We start from the raw sequence: 17020 nt of genomic DNA on the forward strand, positions 1-17020 counted from the left end.
ATATGTACTAAAATGTTACGAGGGGGTAGTAAATGTGAGTTACAAATTAAATGCTGAAACGAGAGAAGAAATAGGTAAAAACAAAGCTAAGAAAATAAGAAAGGAAAATGAAATTCCAGCAATAATATATGAGAGGAATAGAGAATCCATACCTGTGAAAATAGACGGCATAGAATTTATGAAAGTATTTAGAGAGGCTGGCACTTCAAATCTAATTGATTTAAGCCTTGAAAATGAAACAACGCCTGTTATCATAAAATCTGTACAAAAAGATCCAATTAAAGGGAATGTCATTCATGTCGATTTGCAAAGACTGGATATGAAAGAAAAAATTAAAGTTGAAGTTCCGATAATTCTTCACAATAGAGACAAAATAAAGAATCAACCATCAGTATTGATGCAGATGATTGAAAGCCTTGAAATTGAGTGTTTACCAGGAGATATGCCTGAAGCTATAGAAATAGATGTTGAAGATTTGGACTTCAATGAGCCGATAAAAGTTAAGAATTTGGATATTATAAACAATCCAAATGTAAGGGTAATCACAGATCATGACATGACAATATGTGTACTCAATAGACCAACGGACTATAAAGAAGAGTTAGAAGAAGAGACCGAAGGGTCTGAACCTGAACTAGTTAAAGATGAAGAAAAATAATGGGCAGACCGAATGGTCTGCTTTAATATTTTGGAGGTGATAAATAAGATGAAAGGCTTGGTAAGTGCCTATATTTCTCCTCATCCTCCCATAATAGTAGAGGAAATAGGTAGAGGTGAGGAGAAAAATTGCATAAATACTATAAATGGCTTAAAGGAAATAGCCAAAGACATAGAGATTAAAAAGCCTGAAACAATAATTGTCATAACACCTCACGGGCCACTATTTTCAGATGCCATAGCTTTATCTATAGAAGAAGATCTGTATGGAGATTTTGGAGACTTCGGACATAGTGAACTTAGATATCATTTTAAGAACGACCTAGGGTTAGTAAAAGACATATATGAGATGTCAAAGAAAGAGAAAATTCAACTTGCCCTGATGAATAAAGAAATGTATGAGATGTATGGACTAGAAGATACTGTTGATCATGGAGTATTAGTGCCAATGCATTTTATAACTCAAAGATACCAAGATTTTAAATTGGTTCATATAACATATGGGCTTTTGTCTCCAGTAGAATTATATGAATTTGGCAAGATAATAGGGAAAATAGCTAAGGAAAAAGGAAATATCTCTATCGTAGCGAGTGGAGATTTGTCACATAGATTGTCAGACAGGGGGCCGTATAGTTATAGTCCAAAAGGAGAAGAATTCGACAAAAAAATTGTTTCTCTATTTGAAAACAAAGACCTAGCTGGTATAGTGAGTTTTGATCTTGATCTAGCAAAAGAAGCTGGAGAATGTGGATTGAGATCTTTTATGATACTTTCAGGAGCGTTAAGCGCGTATGAATTTAAATCTCACATACTTTCATATGAAGGACCTTTTGGGGTAGGGTATATGACAGCAAAATTTGAAATATTAGGAGAAAGCAACAAAGATTACACAGATGAGATAAATGATGAAGTGGACGAAATGATCAAGAAAAAAAGATCAAATGAAGACAATTATCAAAGACTAGCTAGAGAGAGTTTAGAATACTATATTAAAAATGGCAAATACATGAAAGTTCCTGCATACGTAGACAGTGAGATGTTGTCTTTGAGAATGCCAGTTTTTGTTTCAATTAAAAAATTTGGTGAACTCAGAGGTTGTATAGGCTCCACTTCTCCAATTAAAAATAATCTTGCTGAAGAGATAATATATTTTGCAGTAGAAGCTGGAACAAAAGATCCAAGATTTTCATCTGTCACAGAAGAAGAGCTTCCATTTTTATCTTACTCAGTAGATGTACTCATGCCAGCTCAAAAAGTGAAATCACTAAGTGAGCTTGATCCTAAAAAATATGGGGTAATCGTTGAAAGTGGATTTAGAAAAGGGCTGCTACTTCCAAATATTGAAGGGGTTGACACTGTAAGAGATCAAATAAGAATAGCTTTGAATAAAGCCGGTATTGGTGAACATGAAAAATACGAGATATCCAAATTTGAAGTCATAAGACATGGGTAGAGGTGTTTTATATGAAAGAAGCTAAGTTTTATGAAAACAAAGGCGATTATGTAATTTGTAAGCTTTGCCCACATAACTGCAAAATTAAAAATGGCTCAACTGGAATATGCAAAGTCAGAAAAAACATCGATGGTGTACTTTACAGCACAAACTATGAAAAAATAACTTCAATCGGACTCGACCCAATTGAGAAAAAGCCACTTTATCACTTCTATCCAGGTACAAAGATTTTTTCAATAGGAAGTTTCGGGTGTAATTTCAGATGTGACTATTGTCAAAATTACGAGATAGTTGAAGGCGAAGCATTGGCAATAGACTTGAGCATAGAAAAAATAATTCAATTAGAAGAAGAAACTAATTCAATTGGCATGGCATTTACTTACAATGAACCTACTATTTTTTACGAAATGGTAGAAGATTTAGCTAAAGAGATGAGAAATAGAGGAAAGAAAAATGTACTTGTGACAAATGGGTTTATAAATAAAGAGCCACTTACACACCTTCTACCACTCATTGATGCTATGAATATAGACTTAAAAGCGATGAGTGACGATTTTTACAAAAAAATATGCAAGGGAAAGTTAGACCCAGTACTTGAGACAATTAAACTTTCAGCAACTAAAACTCACGTAGAAGTTACAACTCTTTTAATTGATGAGTACAATACAAGTGAAGAAGAAATCGAAAGGCTATCATATTTCCTCTCAAATATAGACAAAGACATCGTCTTACATTTTTCACGATATTTTCCAAAACACAAGATGAACAATCCTGCTACAAACTTAAGCACACTCACAAAGGCAAAAGAGATAGCTAAAAAGCATCTAAATTATGTGTACATAGGGAATGTATTTGGATTTGACAACTCCACTTATTGCCCTTATTGTAATTCTAAATTAATTGACAGGAACTTTAAAACACAAATAGTTGGGATTGAAAAAAACAGGTGTTCTCATTGTGGGCAAGAGATTCCTATCATCTATTAAAAAAAGTTTAGAAATAGTAAAATTTTTATTTAATTTTAGTAAGACATAAGTTATAATTAAAACGTTGTTTAGTAACTCATATTTTAGGAGGTTGATAATTAGAGATGAAAACACCTGTATTGGAAGCATTAACAAAACTAATGGAAGAAAATAGTGTGTCTTTCCACATGCCAGGACATAAGGGCAGAAATTCACTTATTGAGTGGGGCAAATACATTCCTTACATTGACACAACAGAAACGGAAGGAATGGACAATTTACTTGAACCAAGGGGAGTAATTAAAGAATCACAAGAGTATGCTGCAAAAGTATTCGGGGCAAAATCGACTATATATGCAGTAAATGGTTCTACTGGGAGTATACACATAAGCCTTGCCGCAATAACAAAACCTGGAGATAAAGTTTTAATTCAGAGGAATTGTCACAAAGCAGTTTACAATGCTTTGATTATAAATAGATTAAACCCTGTTTATGTTTATCCAAATTACAATAAAGATTACAATGTGTTGACAGGAGTATATCCAGAAGATATTGATGAAGCTTTGGCTAATGATAAAACAATCAAAGCTGTTGTTTTGACATACCCTAATTACTATGGAGTTTGCTCAGATTTAAAGACAATAGCAGAAATAGTGCATAAACACAACAGGATATTGATGGTTGATGAAGCCCATGGGCCACATCTAACATTTTCAGATAAATTGCCTATGTCAGCGTTGGAATCAGGAGCTGATATAGTAATTCAGAGCACTCATAAGACCTTACCAAGCTTTACGCAAACCTCATTAATTCATGTTGGATCTGATAGGATAGATTTAAATAAATTAAGAGATAGATTTCAATTGTTTACAACTACTAGCCCATCGTATTTATTCACATTGTCAAATGAGATATCAATTGCGTATATGGACGGCGAAGGAAGACAAAAGCTTGATTATACGATAAGAAAAATTGATGAGACAATAGAAAGATTAAAGAAAATAGACAGAGTAAATGTATTTACTGGCGATATAAATGATGAAACAATCTATGCTAAGGACAATACCAAACTACTCATAAGTATAGATGGAATGACTGGAGCAAATTTAAAAAAGAAGATGTACAAGGAGCATAATATAAGGCTAGAGATGGCAGACTATTACTATGCATTAATATTAACAAGTGCTATGAATACAGAAGAGGATTTTGAAAAAGCAATAAAGGCCATTGAAGAAATAGCTAAAAATGAACCATATCAAGAAATCAACAGAGTAAGCATAAAAATGCCAACTCCTAAGGTTAGGACATTACCTTATGAAGCATACTTTAGTTCAAAACAACAATTAAAAATAGAAGATGCAGTTGGTAAGATTGCTGCAGCTCCTGTTATCCCATATCCACCTGGGATTCCATTGATGGTTCCAGGAGAAGAAATAACTAAAGAGATATCAGAACATCTATATTTCTTGATGGAAAACGGCATAGAAGTAGTCGGACTTATGGGAGAAAACAAGGATAGCATAGTGGTTGTAGAATAGGAGCTGTTTAAATGGAAGGCTTATTTATTACACTTGAAGGACCAGATGGCTCAGGAAAGTCAACTATTGCCAATTTACTTGGAGAGTATTTTAAAAAACTGGGTACAAATTATACCATAACCAGAGAACCTGGCGGAACTCAAATTGGTGAGAAAATTCGGGATATAATAGTTGACAATAAAAATTCGGCAATGGGTGCAGAAACAGAAGCTCTTCTATTTGCAGCCTCTCGTGCTCAACATGTACATGAAAAGATATTACCAAGCTTAGAAGAAGGAAAAGTTGTTGTGTGCGATAGATTTTTATTTTCAAGTCTAGCATACCAAGGTATAGGCAGAGGACTTGGAGTAGAAAGAGTGAAGATGATAAATGAATTTGGACTCAGAGGAATAAAACCTGATTTAATCATATTTTTTGATTGCAATCCGACTCTTACCATTATTAGAAAGACAAAAAGCGGTGGGGACAGGTTGGAACTATTAGGGAATGAATTTCATCAAAGAGTTTATGAAGGCTATAAAGAGATAATCAAAATGTATCCCGAGAATGTCGAGATAATTGATGCTAAAAAACCAATCAAAGAGGTGTATGAGGATGTAGTAAAACTTATAGATACACTTCTTAAGGAAAGGAAGGGATTAGAATGAAACTTATAATCGCCATAGTTCAAGATCAAGATGCACCTAGCTTAATAGAAGAGCTCATGGATAAAGACTTTAGGGTTACAAAACTAGCATCCACAGGAGGGTTTTTAAAAGCAGGAAATACAACACTTTTAAGTGGAGTAGAAGATGATAAAGTAGATGAAGTATTAAAGATAATAGAAGATAATTGCAAGACACGCGATATAACCACATCACTTCTCACTGTGACTATGCCAGGAGACACTTATATGCCTTACCCACTGGAAGTTAGAGTAGGAGGAGCAACTGTATTTATAGTGGAAGTGGAAAAATACATGCGAGTCTAGGAGGAATATTATGAAACTAATCATAGCTATAATACAGGATGAACATGCAAATAAAGTAATAAGGGAGTTAACAGATAATAAATTTAGAGTTACAAAATTAGCATCCACGGGAGGATTTTTAAAATCAGGGAACACCACACTTTTGATTGGCTCTGAAGATGACAAAGTCGATTTTGTAGAGGAGATATTCAGAAAGCACTCTAATAAAAACAATGTAAAATCAGACAAAGGAGAAGTAAAAGTAGCCGCAAATTTATTTATCATACCTGTTGAGGACTATAGAAAGTTTTAATGGTGAGAGAATGAATTACGATGATATTGTTGGGCATAAAATAGAGATAGAAAGCCTTCAAAGAGCTATAAAAAATGATCATGTAAGCCATTTTTACCTCTTTGAAGGCGAAAAAGGAATAGGCAAAAAGACCACTGCAAAGGTATTTGCAAAACATATATTATGTAAGAGTAAAAAATATGAAGGACCATGCGAAGTTTGCAGCTCTTGCAGAAAATTTGAATCTGGGTCTCACCCTGATTATTTGGAGATTTCTCCTACAAATGGCATGATAAGAAAAAATGAAATAGAAAATTTGATTAAAGAGATTTCCTTTAGTCCATTTGAATCAGCTAAAAAAGTCATTTTAATTGACGATGCTGAAAAGATGAATAAAGAAAGTCAAAATGCACTTCTAAAGACTTTAGAAGAACCGCCAACTTACATAAATCTAATACTTGTAAGCTCCAACTCTAAACTGCTCTTAAACACAATACTATCTCGAGCCGAGAAAATTCATTTTAAATCTATCAATGTTAATGACATGGTAGAATATCTGATAAAAAGAGAAAATGTTCCTCTAGAAAGAGCTAAGCTTATAGCAGACTTCTCTCAAGGGTCTATTGGCAGAGCTTTTGAGCTTATTAAATCAGAGGAGTTCATTAAGCTAAGGGATGATGTAATAAACTTAGTAGATAACTGTATTTTTGGACGAGAATACATGGTGTTTGAGTTGAGCGAAAGATTCACTAAAACAAAAGAAATTGCAAATGATGTACTATTAATACTTCTTTTACACCTTAGGGATATTTATTTTTACAAATTTACTCAAGATGACAAACTTTTGATAAATAAAGACAAATTAGAGTTCATTAAAAAACATTCAATTTTGGAATTTGGGAAAATAAATGATATAATAGAGAAGATATATTATGCCAAAGAGAGCATTGATTTAAATGTAAATAGAGAGCTCTTGATAGAGACATTATTTTTTAACATACAGGAGGAGTATTGATGGTAAAAGTAGTTGGAGTTCGATTTAAAAAATCTGGCAAGATTTATTATTTCGATCCAGATGATTTAGATATAAAAATGAATGATTTTGTCATAGTTGAAACAGCTCGAGGAATAGAATTTGGACTAGCTGTTATTGGCTCAAAGATGGTTGATGAATCTGAAATAGTAGCACCGCTTAAAAAAGTACTCAGAATTGCAACAGATGAGGACTTCGAAAAATATAGAGAGAACAGACAAAAAGCCAAAGAAGCTTTGAAGATATGCGAAGAGAAGTCAAAAGAACATGGTTTAGATATGAAATTGATAGACGCTGAGTTCACTTTTGATGAAAATAAAGTTATATTCTATTTTACGGCTGATGGAAGAGTAGATTTTAGGGAATTAGTTAAAGATTTAGCTTCTATTTTCAGGATGAGAATTGAACTAAGACAAATTGGAGTCAGAGATGAATCTAAGATGGTAGGTGGACTCGGGCCATGTGGACAACCTGTATGCTGCTCTAGATTTTTATCTGAATTTACACCGGTTTCAATTAATATGGCTAAAGAGCAGAGCTTGTCTTTGAATCCTACAAAGATATCAGGACTATGTGGGAGACTTATGTGCTGCTTAAAGTATGAAGAAGAAGCATATAAAGATATACTGAAAGGTATGCCTGAAATCGGCCAAATCATAAAAACCGAACTAGGTGAAGGAGTAGTAGTAGATAGGCAAACCATACAAAGTAAAGTAAAGGCCAAAGTGAAATTAGAAGATGGCACAGAAGATTTATTACATTTTGATTTAAAAGATATTGAAATCACTGATAAATTTGATCAAAGTTATAGGAAAGCAGATGAGAAAACAGATGAAGAAATTAAATTATTAGAAGAATAATATACTTTTAATTTTATTGCTTTTCTGTTAGAATATAGTCAGATAATAAATCATTTTGGAGGTGTAAAAAAATGGCATATGTAATTAATGAAGACTGCATCGCTTGTGGGGCATGCGAACCAGAATGCCCAGAAGGAGCAATAAGCCCTGGCGACATCTATGTTATAGACCCAGCAAAATGCACTGATTGTGGAACTTGTGCTAGTGTTTGCCCAGTTGATGCACCACAACCAGAGTAGTACTTATTAAACTAAAAGACCCGTTTGGGTCTTTTTGTGTATAGGAGAGAAATATGAATTTAAAAAAAGATTTAAGAAATATACAATTGGATTATGTGCCAGGAACAAATCATAAGATATATCAAGATAGAGATAGTTTCTCATTTGGAGTTGACTCCATAATTCTTTCAAGCTTTTCAAAGCCAAAAGGGGTAGTATTTGACTTAGGCACAGGAAATGGTATTATACCATTGAGAATTGCAAACAAAATTGAAATAGAAAAGATATATGGGATAGAAATACAAAAAGAAGTTTATGAACTCGCAAAAAAGAGCATTGAGATTAACAACTTAACTGATAAAATAGAATTGATAAATGAAGATATCAACAATTTACCCAGTCTATTTCCTAAATCATGTGCTGACACCATAATCACTAATCCGCCTTATATGAAATTGGGGAATGCTTTGATAAATGAAAGTAAAAATCATGCAGTAGCTAGACATGAGATTTACATATCACTGGAAAAACTAATTGAAATCGCTAATTATTTATTAAAACCAAACGGAAAAATTTTTATGATACATAGACCAAATAGAATGGTAGATGTGATTTACTTTATGAGGCATTATAAAATTGAACCTAAGTGCATGAGAATGGTAAAACCAAAGCCCTCTTTAAGCCCAAACCTTTTCTTAGTTGAAGGCGTAAAAGGAGGCAATAAAGAATTAAAAATATTAAATGAATTATCAGTATATGATGAGGATGGGAAATACACTAAAGAATTACTGGAAATGTATAAATAGGAGATAAAAATGGCAGGAACATTATATATTTGTCCAACCCCTATTGGGAACTTAACAGACATGACATTTAGAATAATAGATACTTTGAAAAAAGTTGACTTGATAGCAGCAGAGGATACGAGACATTCTATAAAGCTATTAAATCATTTTGAAATAAAAAAACCAATGACTAGCTACCACAAGTACAATATCACACAAAAAAGTGATTATTTAATCAATAAATTAAAAGAGGGCTTAGATATTGCTCTAATTTCAGATGCAGGTATGCCTGGTATATCTGACCCAGGCGAAGAACTCATAAGGCTAGCCATTGAAGAAAATATAAATGTGATCGTGTTACCCGGACCAAGTGCATTTCTATTGGCATTAGTAAAATCTGGATTACCTACAAATAGATTTTGCTTTGAAGGTTTTTTACCATCAAAGGCCAATGAGAGAAAGAAAAGACTAATAGAAATAAAAGAAGAACAAAGGACAACAGTGTTTTATGAGGCACCGCATAGGATAATTGAATTTTTAGAAGACATGAAAGAAATATTTGGGGACAGATCGATTTCTTTATCGAGAGAGTTGACTAAAGTGTACGAAGAAACACTAAGGGGTAAAATAAGTGAAATTCTCTTAGATATTAAAGACAGAGAATTAAAAGGTGAAATAGTAGTAGTAGTAGAAGGCTATAAAAGTGAAGCAAAAGAAATCGATATAAAAGCTGAATTAGAAAAGTTAAGAGCAGAAGGTGTATCAAACAAAAAAGCGGTTGAAATGGTAGCCAAGGAATTCAACTTGCCAAAAAATAAAGTGTATAAAGTGAGTTTAGACAAATAAAAAAAGAGCACTTATTTCTAAGTGCTTTATGACCTACTTTTTGGATAATTCTTTAATGCAATTTGGGCATACATTTTTGCCTCTATACTCGATGACATCTTTAGTTTCATTACAGAAAACACAAGAAGGAGAGAATTTTCTTAAGATTATTTTGTCATCTTCTACAAAGATTTCCAAAGAATCCTTGACGGCTATGTCTAAAGTTCTTCTCAGCTCTATTGGAATTACAATTCTGCCGAGCTCATCAACTTTTCTAACTATACCTGTTGATTTCATATTACCACCTCCTGTGGATTTACATAACTTCTTACTATAATATTAACATATTTGTAAAATAAAGTCAATGCTTTTTCGTAATAATATATTAAAGTAGGTGTGGATATGTTTTCTATAAACAATGAGTTAAAAACAAAACTTACAGACTTAAATGGGGCTATCGCAAGAAAATATTCTCCAATATTAAATAATGACTTTGATATGAAAACTTTTTTAGAAGAAAATATTGGTTCAATAATAAAATTAGAAAAACTCAGTGACAGAGAATTGTCTAAAATAAAAGACAAAGGTGGAATAGTCGCTGTAGATGGCTCTACAAATAGAAAAGGGGGTAGTTTTCCTCACTACATAGAGTTATATCAAGGACTCGCTAAATCGACAAACCAAGATGTAGAAGATGTGTATCTCACTGATATATACACGCCTATATTATCAGAAATAAAGGAAAATCCACTTCAAGATGAAGAAGAAACCGATGAAAAGAATAGGAGATTAGCTCAAATCGAAGTAAAAACAGCACTTCAAAGCGTAAAAAAAAGGGCACCTTACGCTTTAGTGATGGATGGGGGACTTATACGATATACGATCTACGCAAAAGAGCTTTGGAAAGAGTTAGTTGAATATTGCTTATTAAATGATGTGATTTTATTTGGAACGATAAAAGATATCAAAACTAAAATAATAGGTGAAGAGTTAAAAAGTAAGTATAAAGACTTAAAGGGGCCATTATATGATAGAGAAATACTTTTTGGCCTTCTCCAATACAAAGAGATGTTAACTATATACGACGAATTAAACAAGAAGGAACAAAGTGGATTTAGCTCTGGATTTATAAGGAGTTCATTAAGCCCTAACGTTGTCGGAATTGATATAATAGAGGAACAAAAAAATCTCTTATTTGATATGGCAAAGCTCATACTAACTTTAACTCCGGAAAATTCGAGAGGGGTTCCACTATTTCTTGATATTGTAGATAAAGAAGTAAAAATAACCGATGATCTAATTGAAGCTCTTCTAGAGAGATACTTAGATAAAGATATATACGAGAGATTGTTTGTGTCAGAAAGAGACAAGAGAAATCTTTAAGGGGTGAAATAATGAAAGTATTGGGCATAACAACACAGCAAGAATTTTATGTGGGCTCAAAGGATAGAAATTTCAGGATAAATGAGTTTTTAGTGGTGGAAGATAAACAAGGAGATCTAATAGCTGAGGTAGTAGAAGCTCAGACTTTTAACAGATATATACCACTAAATGTGTATGGGGATTTCGTAGATGCCTCAGTTATAGAAAGCATGAAAGCGCTTGGATACGATGTGGATGAAGAAACAATATATATTGCTAAACTGAGGTTACTAGAAGAAGCGCTATACCCTGTTGAAACTGGTTCTGATGTGCGAATACCTAAATTTAGCGAAATAAAAAACTTGATGCTTAGAACTAAAAAAGAAGAAGGACTAGTCTTAGGGGTTATCAGAAATACAGACAGTCTATATGACGAATGCGAAGATGAATTTAAAGATCTTCTCTACACTTTTGAAGAAAGAGGGCTAGTAAAACAACGAGAAATTCCCTTTATAATGGATTTAAAATCAATGCATCAGTACCCACACATCGGGGTGTTTGGCGGTTCTGGATCGGGAAAATCTTTTGGGCTTAGAGTGCTATTAGAAGAACTTATGCAAAAAGAAATTCCGACAATTGTATTAGACCCTCACTACGAAATGGATTTTTCGGACTGCCCAGATTATTTTAAAGATGAGAAAAGAGATTTTAATGGCAGCTTTAAATGCCTTCAAGTAGGAGTACACGTAGGAGTTAAATTTGAAGATTTAACTGCTGGAGATTTAAAAAATTTACTAGATGCTTCAAGTCCTTTATCAGATGCCATGAACAATGTCGTGGATGTACTATTTAAAAACAAAGATTCATACTTGAGTTTTTCTAACAGATTACAAGCACTCACAGAAGCACAGGAAGAAGGCTCTGTCCAGAGGATACAACAAAGAATAGAAAATGCTAAAAATAATGATGAAAAAGAGGCTTGGGAAGTAAGGAAAGACCTTTTCATACAATATGACAAAACTTGTCCATATAACTCTGTAAAAGGCATTTTATGGAGATTGAGAAGGTTATACAATGAGGGGATATTTTCAAAAGATTCAAGAGATATAGAGAATTATTTAAAGGAAGGATTCTTAGTTATCATACAAGGGAGCACGAGAATTTTACAAGTATATAGCACATATATATTAAACAATATCTACCATAAGAGAAGAGAATACAAAGATGCTCAATATAAAAAAGCTGCAGCAGATTATTTTCCGCCATTCATTGTGGTAACTGATGAAGCACATAATTTTGCACCAAAGGGATATGAGTCCCCTTCAAAATCTATATTGAAAGAAATCTCTCAAGAAGGAAGAAAATACGGTGTGTTTTTAGCTCTTGCTACTCAAAGACCTACGCTTTTAGATGAGACTATTACTGCACAATTAAACACAAAACTCATTTTCAGGACTGTGCGTGCATCGGACATAGATACGATAAAAGAAGAAACTGATATAACAAGTGAAGAAGCTAAAAGATTACCCTATTTAAGGACAGGCGATGTTTTTATATCTTCAGCGGTTGTGGGACGTACGATTTTTGCAAGAATAAGAGCTGCATATACAATAAGCCCTCATACTCAAAACCCATTTGATGAATTAAAACAGAAAAAAAATGAAGGTGACGAAAAATTTATGAGAATAATATCAGATAAACTCCCTATCTTGGGAACAGATCTTTTAAATACAATCATTGAAATAGAAAGAGATGAAAAAATCACTTTTACACAAGATGAATTAATACAAAAGTTAGAAAATCTTTATAAAAACAACCTAATAGGAAGAGAAAACACTCCTTTTGGGTATATGTATACCAAACTTTAATTTTAATTGTCACTAAGGAGGCTGTGAAAAATGAGGGATTTAAAATATCACTATCCTAAAGAAGGGGAACTGGACGCCTATTTATTTCACGAAGGTACCTTTTACAAAGCTTATGAATTTATGGGAGCACACCCATATAATAAGAGGTATTTTCATGGATACCGATTTGTAGTGTGGGCACCTAGAGCGAGAGAAATATATTTGACTGGAGATTTTAACGATTGGGACGAAACCTCCCTTCCAATGCAGAGAATAAGTAACAGCGGTCTTTGGCATATAGCAGTTGAAGGAGTAGAAGAATATGACAAATACAAATACAGAATTATAACAGAGCAAGGAGAGGTAAGATATAAAGCTGATCCCTTTGCTTTTCATTCAGATACAAGACCATTTACTGACTCAAAAGTATTTGATATAAAAGGATACAAATGGAATGATAGACAATGGCTAAAAAACAGAGGGAAAAATTTATACAACAGACCCATTTCGATCTATGAAGTCCATTTACTATCTTGGAAACAAAAAGAAGGAGGGGTAGTTTACTCTTACAGAGAGTTGGCTAAAGAGTTAGTGAATTATGTTAAAAAAATGGGCTATACACATATAGAGTTATTGCCTATAACAGAACACCCTCTCGATGCTTCGTGGGGGTATCAGACCACAGGGTATTTCGCACCAACAAGTCGCTTTGGAACACCTAAAGATTTTATGTATTTTGTTGACGAATGTCACAAAAACGACATAGGCGTTATATTAGACTGGGTACCTGCTCACTTTTGCAAAGATGATTTTGGATTGGCTAGATTTGACGGGACATATCTATATGAATCATTAGATAGAGCTAAAGCAGAAAACGAACAATGGGGTACTCTGAACTTTGATTACACTAAACCTGAAGTCCATTCATTTTTGATATCCAATGCTATCTACTGGCATGACTATTATCACATAGATGGGATTAGGATAGATGCTGTTGCATATATGCTCTACTTAGACTTTGGAGGAAAGGATTTAAAAAACATTTATGGAGGAAGGGAAAATTTAGAAGCTATAGAATTTATAAAGAAATTAAATTCTTCAGTTTTCAAGTACTACCCAGATACAATGATGATCGCAGAGGAATCGACTGCGTGGCCAAAAGTTACATATCCAGTCGATGAAGGTGGACTTGGATTTAATTTCAAATGGAACATGGGCTGGATGAATGACATATTAAAATACATGGAACTTGATCCTCTCTTTAGAAAAGACCATCACAATGCTCTCACTTTTAGCATGATGTATGCATTTTCAGAAAACTACATTCTGCCTTTAAGTCATGATGAAGTTGTCCATGGGAAGAAGTCTTTAATCGATAGAATGCCAGGTTATTATGAAGATAAATTTGCAAATCTAAGACTTTTATATCAATACATGTACGCTCATCCAGGTAAAAAACTCTTGTTTATGGGAGGAGAATTCGGACAGTTCATTGAATGGAGATTTTACGAGAGCCTAGAGTGGCATCTGTTGGGTTATGAAAAACACCAAAAACTACAGAAATTTGTACAAGATTTAAACAAACTATATAAAGAGGAATCCTGTCTTTATGACATAGATGATAGTTATGAAGGCTTTACATGGATTGAACACGAAAATTATTTAGAGAGTATAATCTCGTTTGAAAGAATAAATAAAAAAGGGGAGAGGCTTATCGCAATATTTAACTTTACACCTGTTCCAAGAGAAAACTACCCAATTGGAGTGCTTGAAGAAGGAGTTTATCAAACATTATTCACAAGTGATCACCAAAGGTATGGAGGAAATACTAAGAGGGTAAAAAGTTACAGGACTAAAAATGAGCCATTTCACGGCAGAGATCAAAGCATAAGAGTAGACCTGCCTCCTCTTGGGGGAATCTACTTGAAATTAAGAGAAAAAACTGAGGAGTGATACTATGAAAAAAGGCAAAATCGTTGCGATGCTTTTAGCAGGAGGACAAGGCACTAGATTAAAAGAACTAACTAAAAACTTAGCAAAGCCAGCTGTACCTTTTGGTGGAAAGTATAGGATCATCGACTTTGCACTCAGCAATGCAGCAAACTCTGGGATTGAAGATATCGGAGTATTGACTCAATATAAGCCATTTATATTAAACTCTCACATTGGTATAGGATCAGCATGGGACTATGACAGAAATGTAGGAGGTTTAAGAATACTTCAGCCATTTATGTCAGAAAAAGGTGGAAGATGGTATAAAGGGACAGCAAATGCAATTTATGAAAACATGAACTTTATTGATGAATTAGACCCTGAATATGTTTTAATTCTTTCAGGAGACCATATCTACAAGATGAATTACATTGATTTATTAGAAGCTCATCAGCAAAAAGATGCTGATGTTACTCTCGCTGTACTTACAGTCCCATGGGAAGATACAGTGAGATTTGGAATCATAAACGTGGATGAGGACAATAAAATAGTCGAATTTGAAGAAAAACCTAAAAAAGCAAAGAGCAATTTAGCAAGCATGGGAATATACATGTTCAATTGGCCAACTCTTAGGGAATATTTAGTTAAAGACAATGAAGACAAGAATTCAGACAACGATTTTGGGAAAAATGTCCTTCCTCTTATGCTGAGAGATAACAAAAAAATGTACACATGGGAATTTAAAGGTTATTGGAAAGACGTAGGTACAGTAAAGAGCTATTGGGAAGCGAATATGGATTTATTAAATCCTGATAATACTTTAAATCTTTATGATAGAGATTGGAGAATATATACGAGAACAAGAAATCTACCTCCTCAATATATTCACAAATCATCTAAAGTTGTAAACTCTATGATAAATGAAGGATGTTATATTGAAGGTACAGTAGAAAAGAGTGTGCTTTTTGGAGACGTAATAGTTGAAAAAGGAGCAGTCGTAAAAAATTCAGTCGTGCTATCTAATTCAGTTATTAAAAGAGATGCAAAAGTTTACAATGCAGTAGTCATGGAAGGTGTAATAGTTGAGAGTGGCAAAGAAATAGGTATGGAAAATGGAAATAAGATTTACATGGTAACAAATGACAAGGTAGTAGCAGAATAGGGAGGGGGAAAAATGGTAAGAAGCCTAGGTATTATAAGCACTGCAAACATAGAAAATAATTTCGGAGTACTCTGTAAGCACAGGCCAGTTTATATGCTACCTTATGGTGGAAGATATAGACTGATTGACTTTAGCCTATCAAATATGGTAAATCACGGGATTAGAACTGTTGCGGTATACACTGGTGAGAAAATCAGATCCACTATGGATCATTTAGGAGACGGAAAACCATGGGATTTAAACAGGAGAATAAATGGTCTATACATTGTGCCACCTATAACACAAGGTTACACTATAAGTAGATATGGCGATATCCCACAGTTTTACAGTACTTTAGAGTTTATTGAATATTCTAAAGAAAAAGTAATACTGATAAATGAACCCAATATTATAGCTAAAGTAGATTTAGACGATGCAATGGAGCATTTTCTAGAAACTGATGCTGACATAACATTGTTTTATAAGAAAATACACGATCCATTAGGAAATTATATAAATTGTGAAAAAATGAGTATTTCAGAAGACGGGGATATGATCAACATTGGACTAAATCTTGGAACGGAAATTGACTTTAACATGTATTTGAGAATGGGGTATATCAAAAAAGATGTATTTATAAAACTCGTAAAAGAGTCAATTGAAAAAGGAGATGCAGACTACATTCAAGAAGCGATCATTAAGAACAGGCACAAATACAAGATAAATAGCTACGAATTTAAAGGACATGTCGAAAATATTAGAAATCTAAAAACATATTATGATGCAAATATGAATTTGTTAAAAAGAAGTATATCAAACGCAGTTTTTCAAGAAAATGGAGTTGTGCTTACAAAGACTAAAGATGAACCCTCAACTATATACACAGAAAGTGCACAGGTACAAAATTCATTAATTGCAAATGGATGTATAATTGAGGGAAAAGTTGAGAACTCAGTCATATTTAGAGGAGTAAGAGTAGCAAAAAATGCTATAGTTAGGAACTCTATCATCATGCAAAAATCAGAGATATTAGAGAATGCTTCCGTAGTAAACTCAATCATAGACAAACAAGTCATAATCACAGAAGGTATAAGGATAGCGGGCACTAGATCCATACCATATGTAGTTGAGAAAAATCAGATAATTGGAAGGGATTGAAGCAG

The 17020-nt window shown here is 33.5% G+C and carries 18 protein-coding genes; 17 read left to right on the forward strand and 1 reads right to left on the reverse strand.

Features of this window, described 5'->3' with window-relative positions; all coding sequences use genetic code 11:
* Window positions 1-34: 34 nt before the first annotated feature.
* The 12 genes from E4100_RS02170 (at window position 35) to rsmI (ending at window position 9596) form a co-directional block, all read left to right on the forward strand.
* On the forward strand, window positions 35-658 hold the full coding sequence (locus tag E4100_RS02170) for a 50S ribosomal protein L25 (RefSeq protein ID WP_135270391.1): 624 nt from the start codon (window positions 35-37) through the stop codon (window positions 656-658).
* Window positions 659-706: 48 nt separating this feature from the next.
* Window positions 707-2110: an AmmeMemoRadiSam system protein A gene (amrA, locus tag E4100_RS02175; protein ID WP_135270392.1), complete on the forward strand. Its 1404-nt coding sequence runs from the start codon at window positions 707-709 to the stop codon at window positions 2108-2110.
* 11 nt (window positions 2111-2121) lie between these two features.
* Window positions 2122-3096, forward strand: coding sequence for an AmmeMemoRadiSam system radical SAM enzyme (gene amrS, locus E4100_RS02180; protein ID WP_135270393.1), 975 nt, complete (start codon window positions 2122-2124; stop codon window positions 3094-3096).
* A gap of 104 nt (window positions 3097-3200) precedes the next feature.
* Entirely contained in the window at window positions 3201-4613 is a 1413-nt protein-coding gene (locus tag E4100_RS02185; protein ID WP_135270394.1) for an aminotransferase class I/II-fold pyridoxal phosphate-dependent enzyme, read from the forward strand.
* 11 nt (window positions 4614-4624) lie between these two features.
* Window positions 4625-5260: a dTMP kinase gene (tmk, locus tag E4100_RS02190; protein WP_135270395.1), complete on the forward strand. Its 636-nt coding sequence runs from the start codon at window positions 4625-4627 to the stop codon at window positions 5258-5260.
* Entirely contained in the window at window positions 5257-5583 is a 327-nt protein-coding gene (locus E4100_RS02195) for a cyclic-di-AMP receptor (RefSeq protein WP_135270396.1), read from the forward strand. The genes tmk and E4100_RS02195 overlap by 4 nt, the downstream gene beginning before the upstream one ends.
* A gap of 10 nt (window positions 5584-5593) precedes the next feature.
* Complete coding sequence (locus E4100_RS02200) at window positions 5594-5875, forward strand: cyclic-di-AMP receptor (protein ID WP_135270397.1); 282 nt, start codon at window positions 5594-5596, stop codon at window positions 5873-5875.
* A gap of 10 nt (window positions 5876-5885) precedes the next feature.
* Window positions 5886-6869: a DNA polymerase III subunit delta' gene (gene holB / locus E4100_RS02205; RefSeq protein WP_135270398.1), complete on the forward strand. Its 984-nt coding sequence runs from the start codon at window positions 5886-5888 to the stop codon at window positions 6867-6869.
* Window positions 6869-7747 carry a PSP1 domain-containing protein gene (locus E4100_RS02210; protein WP_135270399.1) on the forward strand — a complete coding sequence of 293 codons (879 nt, stop codon included), beginning with the start codon at window positions 6869-6871 and terminating at the stop codon, window positions 7745-7747. The genes holB and E4100_RS02210 overlap by 1 nt, the downstream gene beginning before the upstream one ends.
* A gap of 71 nt (window positions 7748-7818) precedes the next feature.
* Window positions 7819-7986, forward strand: coding sequence for a 4Fe-4S binding protein (locus E4100_RS02215; RefSeq protein ID WP_135270400.1), 168 nt, complete (start codon window positions 7819-7821; stop codon window positions 7984-7986).
* Window positions 7987-8039: 53 nt separating this feature from the next.
* Window positions 8040-8771, forward strand: coding sequence for a tRNA1(Val) (adenine(37)-N6)-methyltransferase (locus E4100_RS02220; protein WP_135270401.1), 732 nt, complete (start codon window positions 8040-8042; stop codon window positions 8769-8771).
* 9 nt (window positions 8772-8780) lie between these two features.
* Window positions 8781-9596, forward strand: coding sequence for a 16S rRNA (cytidine(1402)-2'-O)-methyltransferase (gene rsmI, locus E4100_RS02225; RefSeq protein WP_135270402.1), 816 nt, complete (start codon window positions 8781-8783; stop codon window positions 9594-9596).
* 33 nt (window positions 9597-9629) lie between these two features.
* Here rsmI and E4100_RS09510 read toward each other — a convergent pair whose 3' ends face one another.
* Entirely contained in the window at window positions 9630-9872 is a 243-nt protein-coding gene (locus E4100_RS09510; protein WP_135270403.1) for an AbrB/MazE/SpoVT family DNA-binding domain-containing protein, read from the reverse strand.
* A gap of 105 nt (window positions 9873-9977) precedes the next feature.
* On the opposite strand from E4100_RS09510, the gene E4100_RS02235 reads away from it, so the two are divergent.
* Genes E4100_RS02235 through glgD form a run of 5 tightly spaced genes read left to right on the forward strand, consistent with a single transcriptional unit; the run spans window position 9978 to window position 17015 of the window.
* Window positions 9978-10958, forward strand: coding sequence for a DNA double-strand break repair nuclease NurA (locus tag E4100_RS02235; protein ID WP_135270404.1), 981 nt, complete (start codon window positions 9978-9980; stop codon window positions 10956-10958).
* An 11-nt stretch (window positions 10959-10969) separates the two neighbouring features.
* Window positions 10970-12805, forward strand: a complete 1836-nt coding sequence (locus E4100_RS02240; protein WP_135270405.1) for an ATP-binding protein — start codon at window positions 10970-10972, stop codon at window positions 12803-12805.
* Between the two features lie 30 nt (window positions 12806-12835).
* Window positions 12836-14737, forward strand: coding sequence for a 1,4-alpha-glucan branching protein GlgB (gene glgB, locus E4100_RS02245; RefSeq protein ID WP_135270406.1), 1902 nt, complete (start codon window positions 12836-12838; stop codon window positions 14735-14737).
* A gap of 4 nt (window positions 14738-14741) precedes the next feature.
* On the forward strand, window positions 14742-15878 hold the full coding sequence (locus tag E4100_RS02250) for a glucose-1-phosphate adenylyltransferase (protein WP_135270407.1): 1137 nt from the start codon (window positions 14742-14744) through the stop codon (window positions 15876-15878).
* Window positions 15879-15890: 12 nt separating this feature from the next.
* Window positions 15891-17015, forward strand: a complete 1125-nt coding sequence (gene glgD / locus E4100_RS02255) for a glucose-1-phosphate adenylyltransferase subunit GlgD (RefSeq protein ID WP_135270408.1) — start codon at window positions 15891-15893, stop codon at window positions 17013-17015.
* Window positions 17016-17020: the final 5 nt, after the last annotated feature.

It is taken from the genome of Soehngenia longivitae (assembly GCF_004684055.1).
Taxonomy (GTDB): Bacteria; Bacillota; Clostridia; order Tissierellales; family Tissierellaceae; genus Soehngenia; species Soehngenia longivitae.

Bases quoted from the DNA above. Each gene is read 5' to 3' on its own strand.
- amrA (WP_135270392.1), top strand. From the start codon at position 707: ATGAAAGGCTTGGTAAGTGCCTATATTTCTCCTCATCCTCCCATAATA.
- amrS (WP_135270393.1), top strand. From the start codon at position 2,122: ATGAAAGAAGCTAAGTTTTATGAAAACAAAGGCGATTATGTAATTTGT.
- E4100_RS02185 (WP_135270394.1), top strand. From the start codon at position 3,201: ATGAAAACACCTGTATTGGAAGCATTAACAAAACTAATGGAAGAAAAT.
- tmk (WP_135270395.1), top strand. From the start codon at position 4,625: ATGGAAGGCTTATTTATTACACTTGAAGGACCAGATGGCTCAGGAAAG.
- E4100_RS02195 (WP_135270396.1), top strand. From the start codon at position 5,257: ATGAAACTTATAATCGCCATAGTTCAAGATCAAGATGCACCTAGCTTA.
- E4100_RS02200 (WP_135270397.1), top strand. From the start codon at position 5,594: ATGAAACTAATCATAGCTATAATACAGGATGAACATGCAAATAAAGTA.
- holB (WP_135270398.1), top strand. From the start codon at position 5,886: ATGAATTACGATGATATTGTTGGGCATAAAATAGAGATAGAAAGCCTT.
- E4100_RS02210 (WP_135270399.1), top strand. From the start codon at position 6,869: ATGGTAAAAGTAGTTGGAGTTCGATTTAAAAAATCTGGCAAGATTTAT.
- E4100_RS02215 (WP_135270400.1), top strand. From the start codon at position 7,819: ATGGCATATGTAATTAATGAAGACTGCATCGCTTGTGGGGCATGCGAA.
- E4100_RS02220 (WP_135270401.1), top strand. From the start codon at position 8,040: ATGAATTTAAAAAAAGATTTAAGAAATATACAATTGGATTATGTGCCA.
- rsmI (WP_135270402.1), top strand. From the start codon at position 8,781: ATGGCAGGAACATTATATATTTGTCCAACCCCTATTGGGAACTTAACA.
- E4100_RS09510 (WP_135270403.1), bottom strand. From the start codon at position 9,872: ATGAAATCAACAGGTATAGTTAGAAAAGTTGATGAGCTCGGCAGAATT.
- E4100_RS02235 (WP_135270404.1), top strand. From the start codon at position 9,978: ATGTTTTCTATAAACAATGAGTTAAAAACAAAACTTACAGACTTAAAT.
- E4100_RS02240 (WP_135270405.1), top strand. From the start codon at position 10,970: ATGAAAGTATTGGGCATAACAACACAGCAAGAATTTTATGTGGGCTCA.
- glgB (WP_135270406.1), top strand. From the start codon at position 12,836: ATGAGGGATTTAAAATATCACTATCCTAAAGAAGGGGAACTGGACGCC.
- E4100_RS02250 (WP_135270407.1), top strand. From the start codon at position 14,742: ATGAAAAAAGGCAAAATCGTTGCGATGCTTTTAGCAGGAGGACAAGGC.
- glgD (WP_135270408.1), top strand. From the start codon at position 15,891: ATGGTAAGAAGCCTAGGTATTATAAGCACTGCAAACATAGAAAATAAT.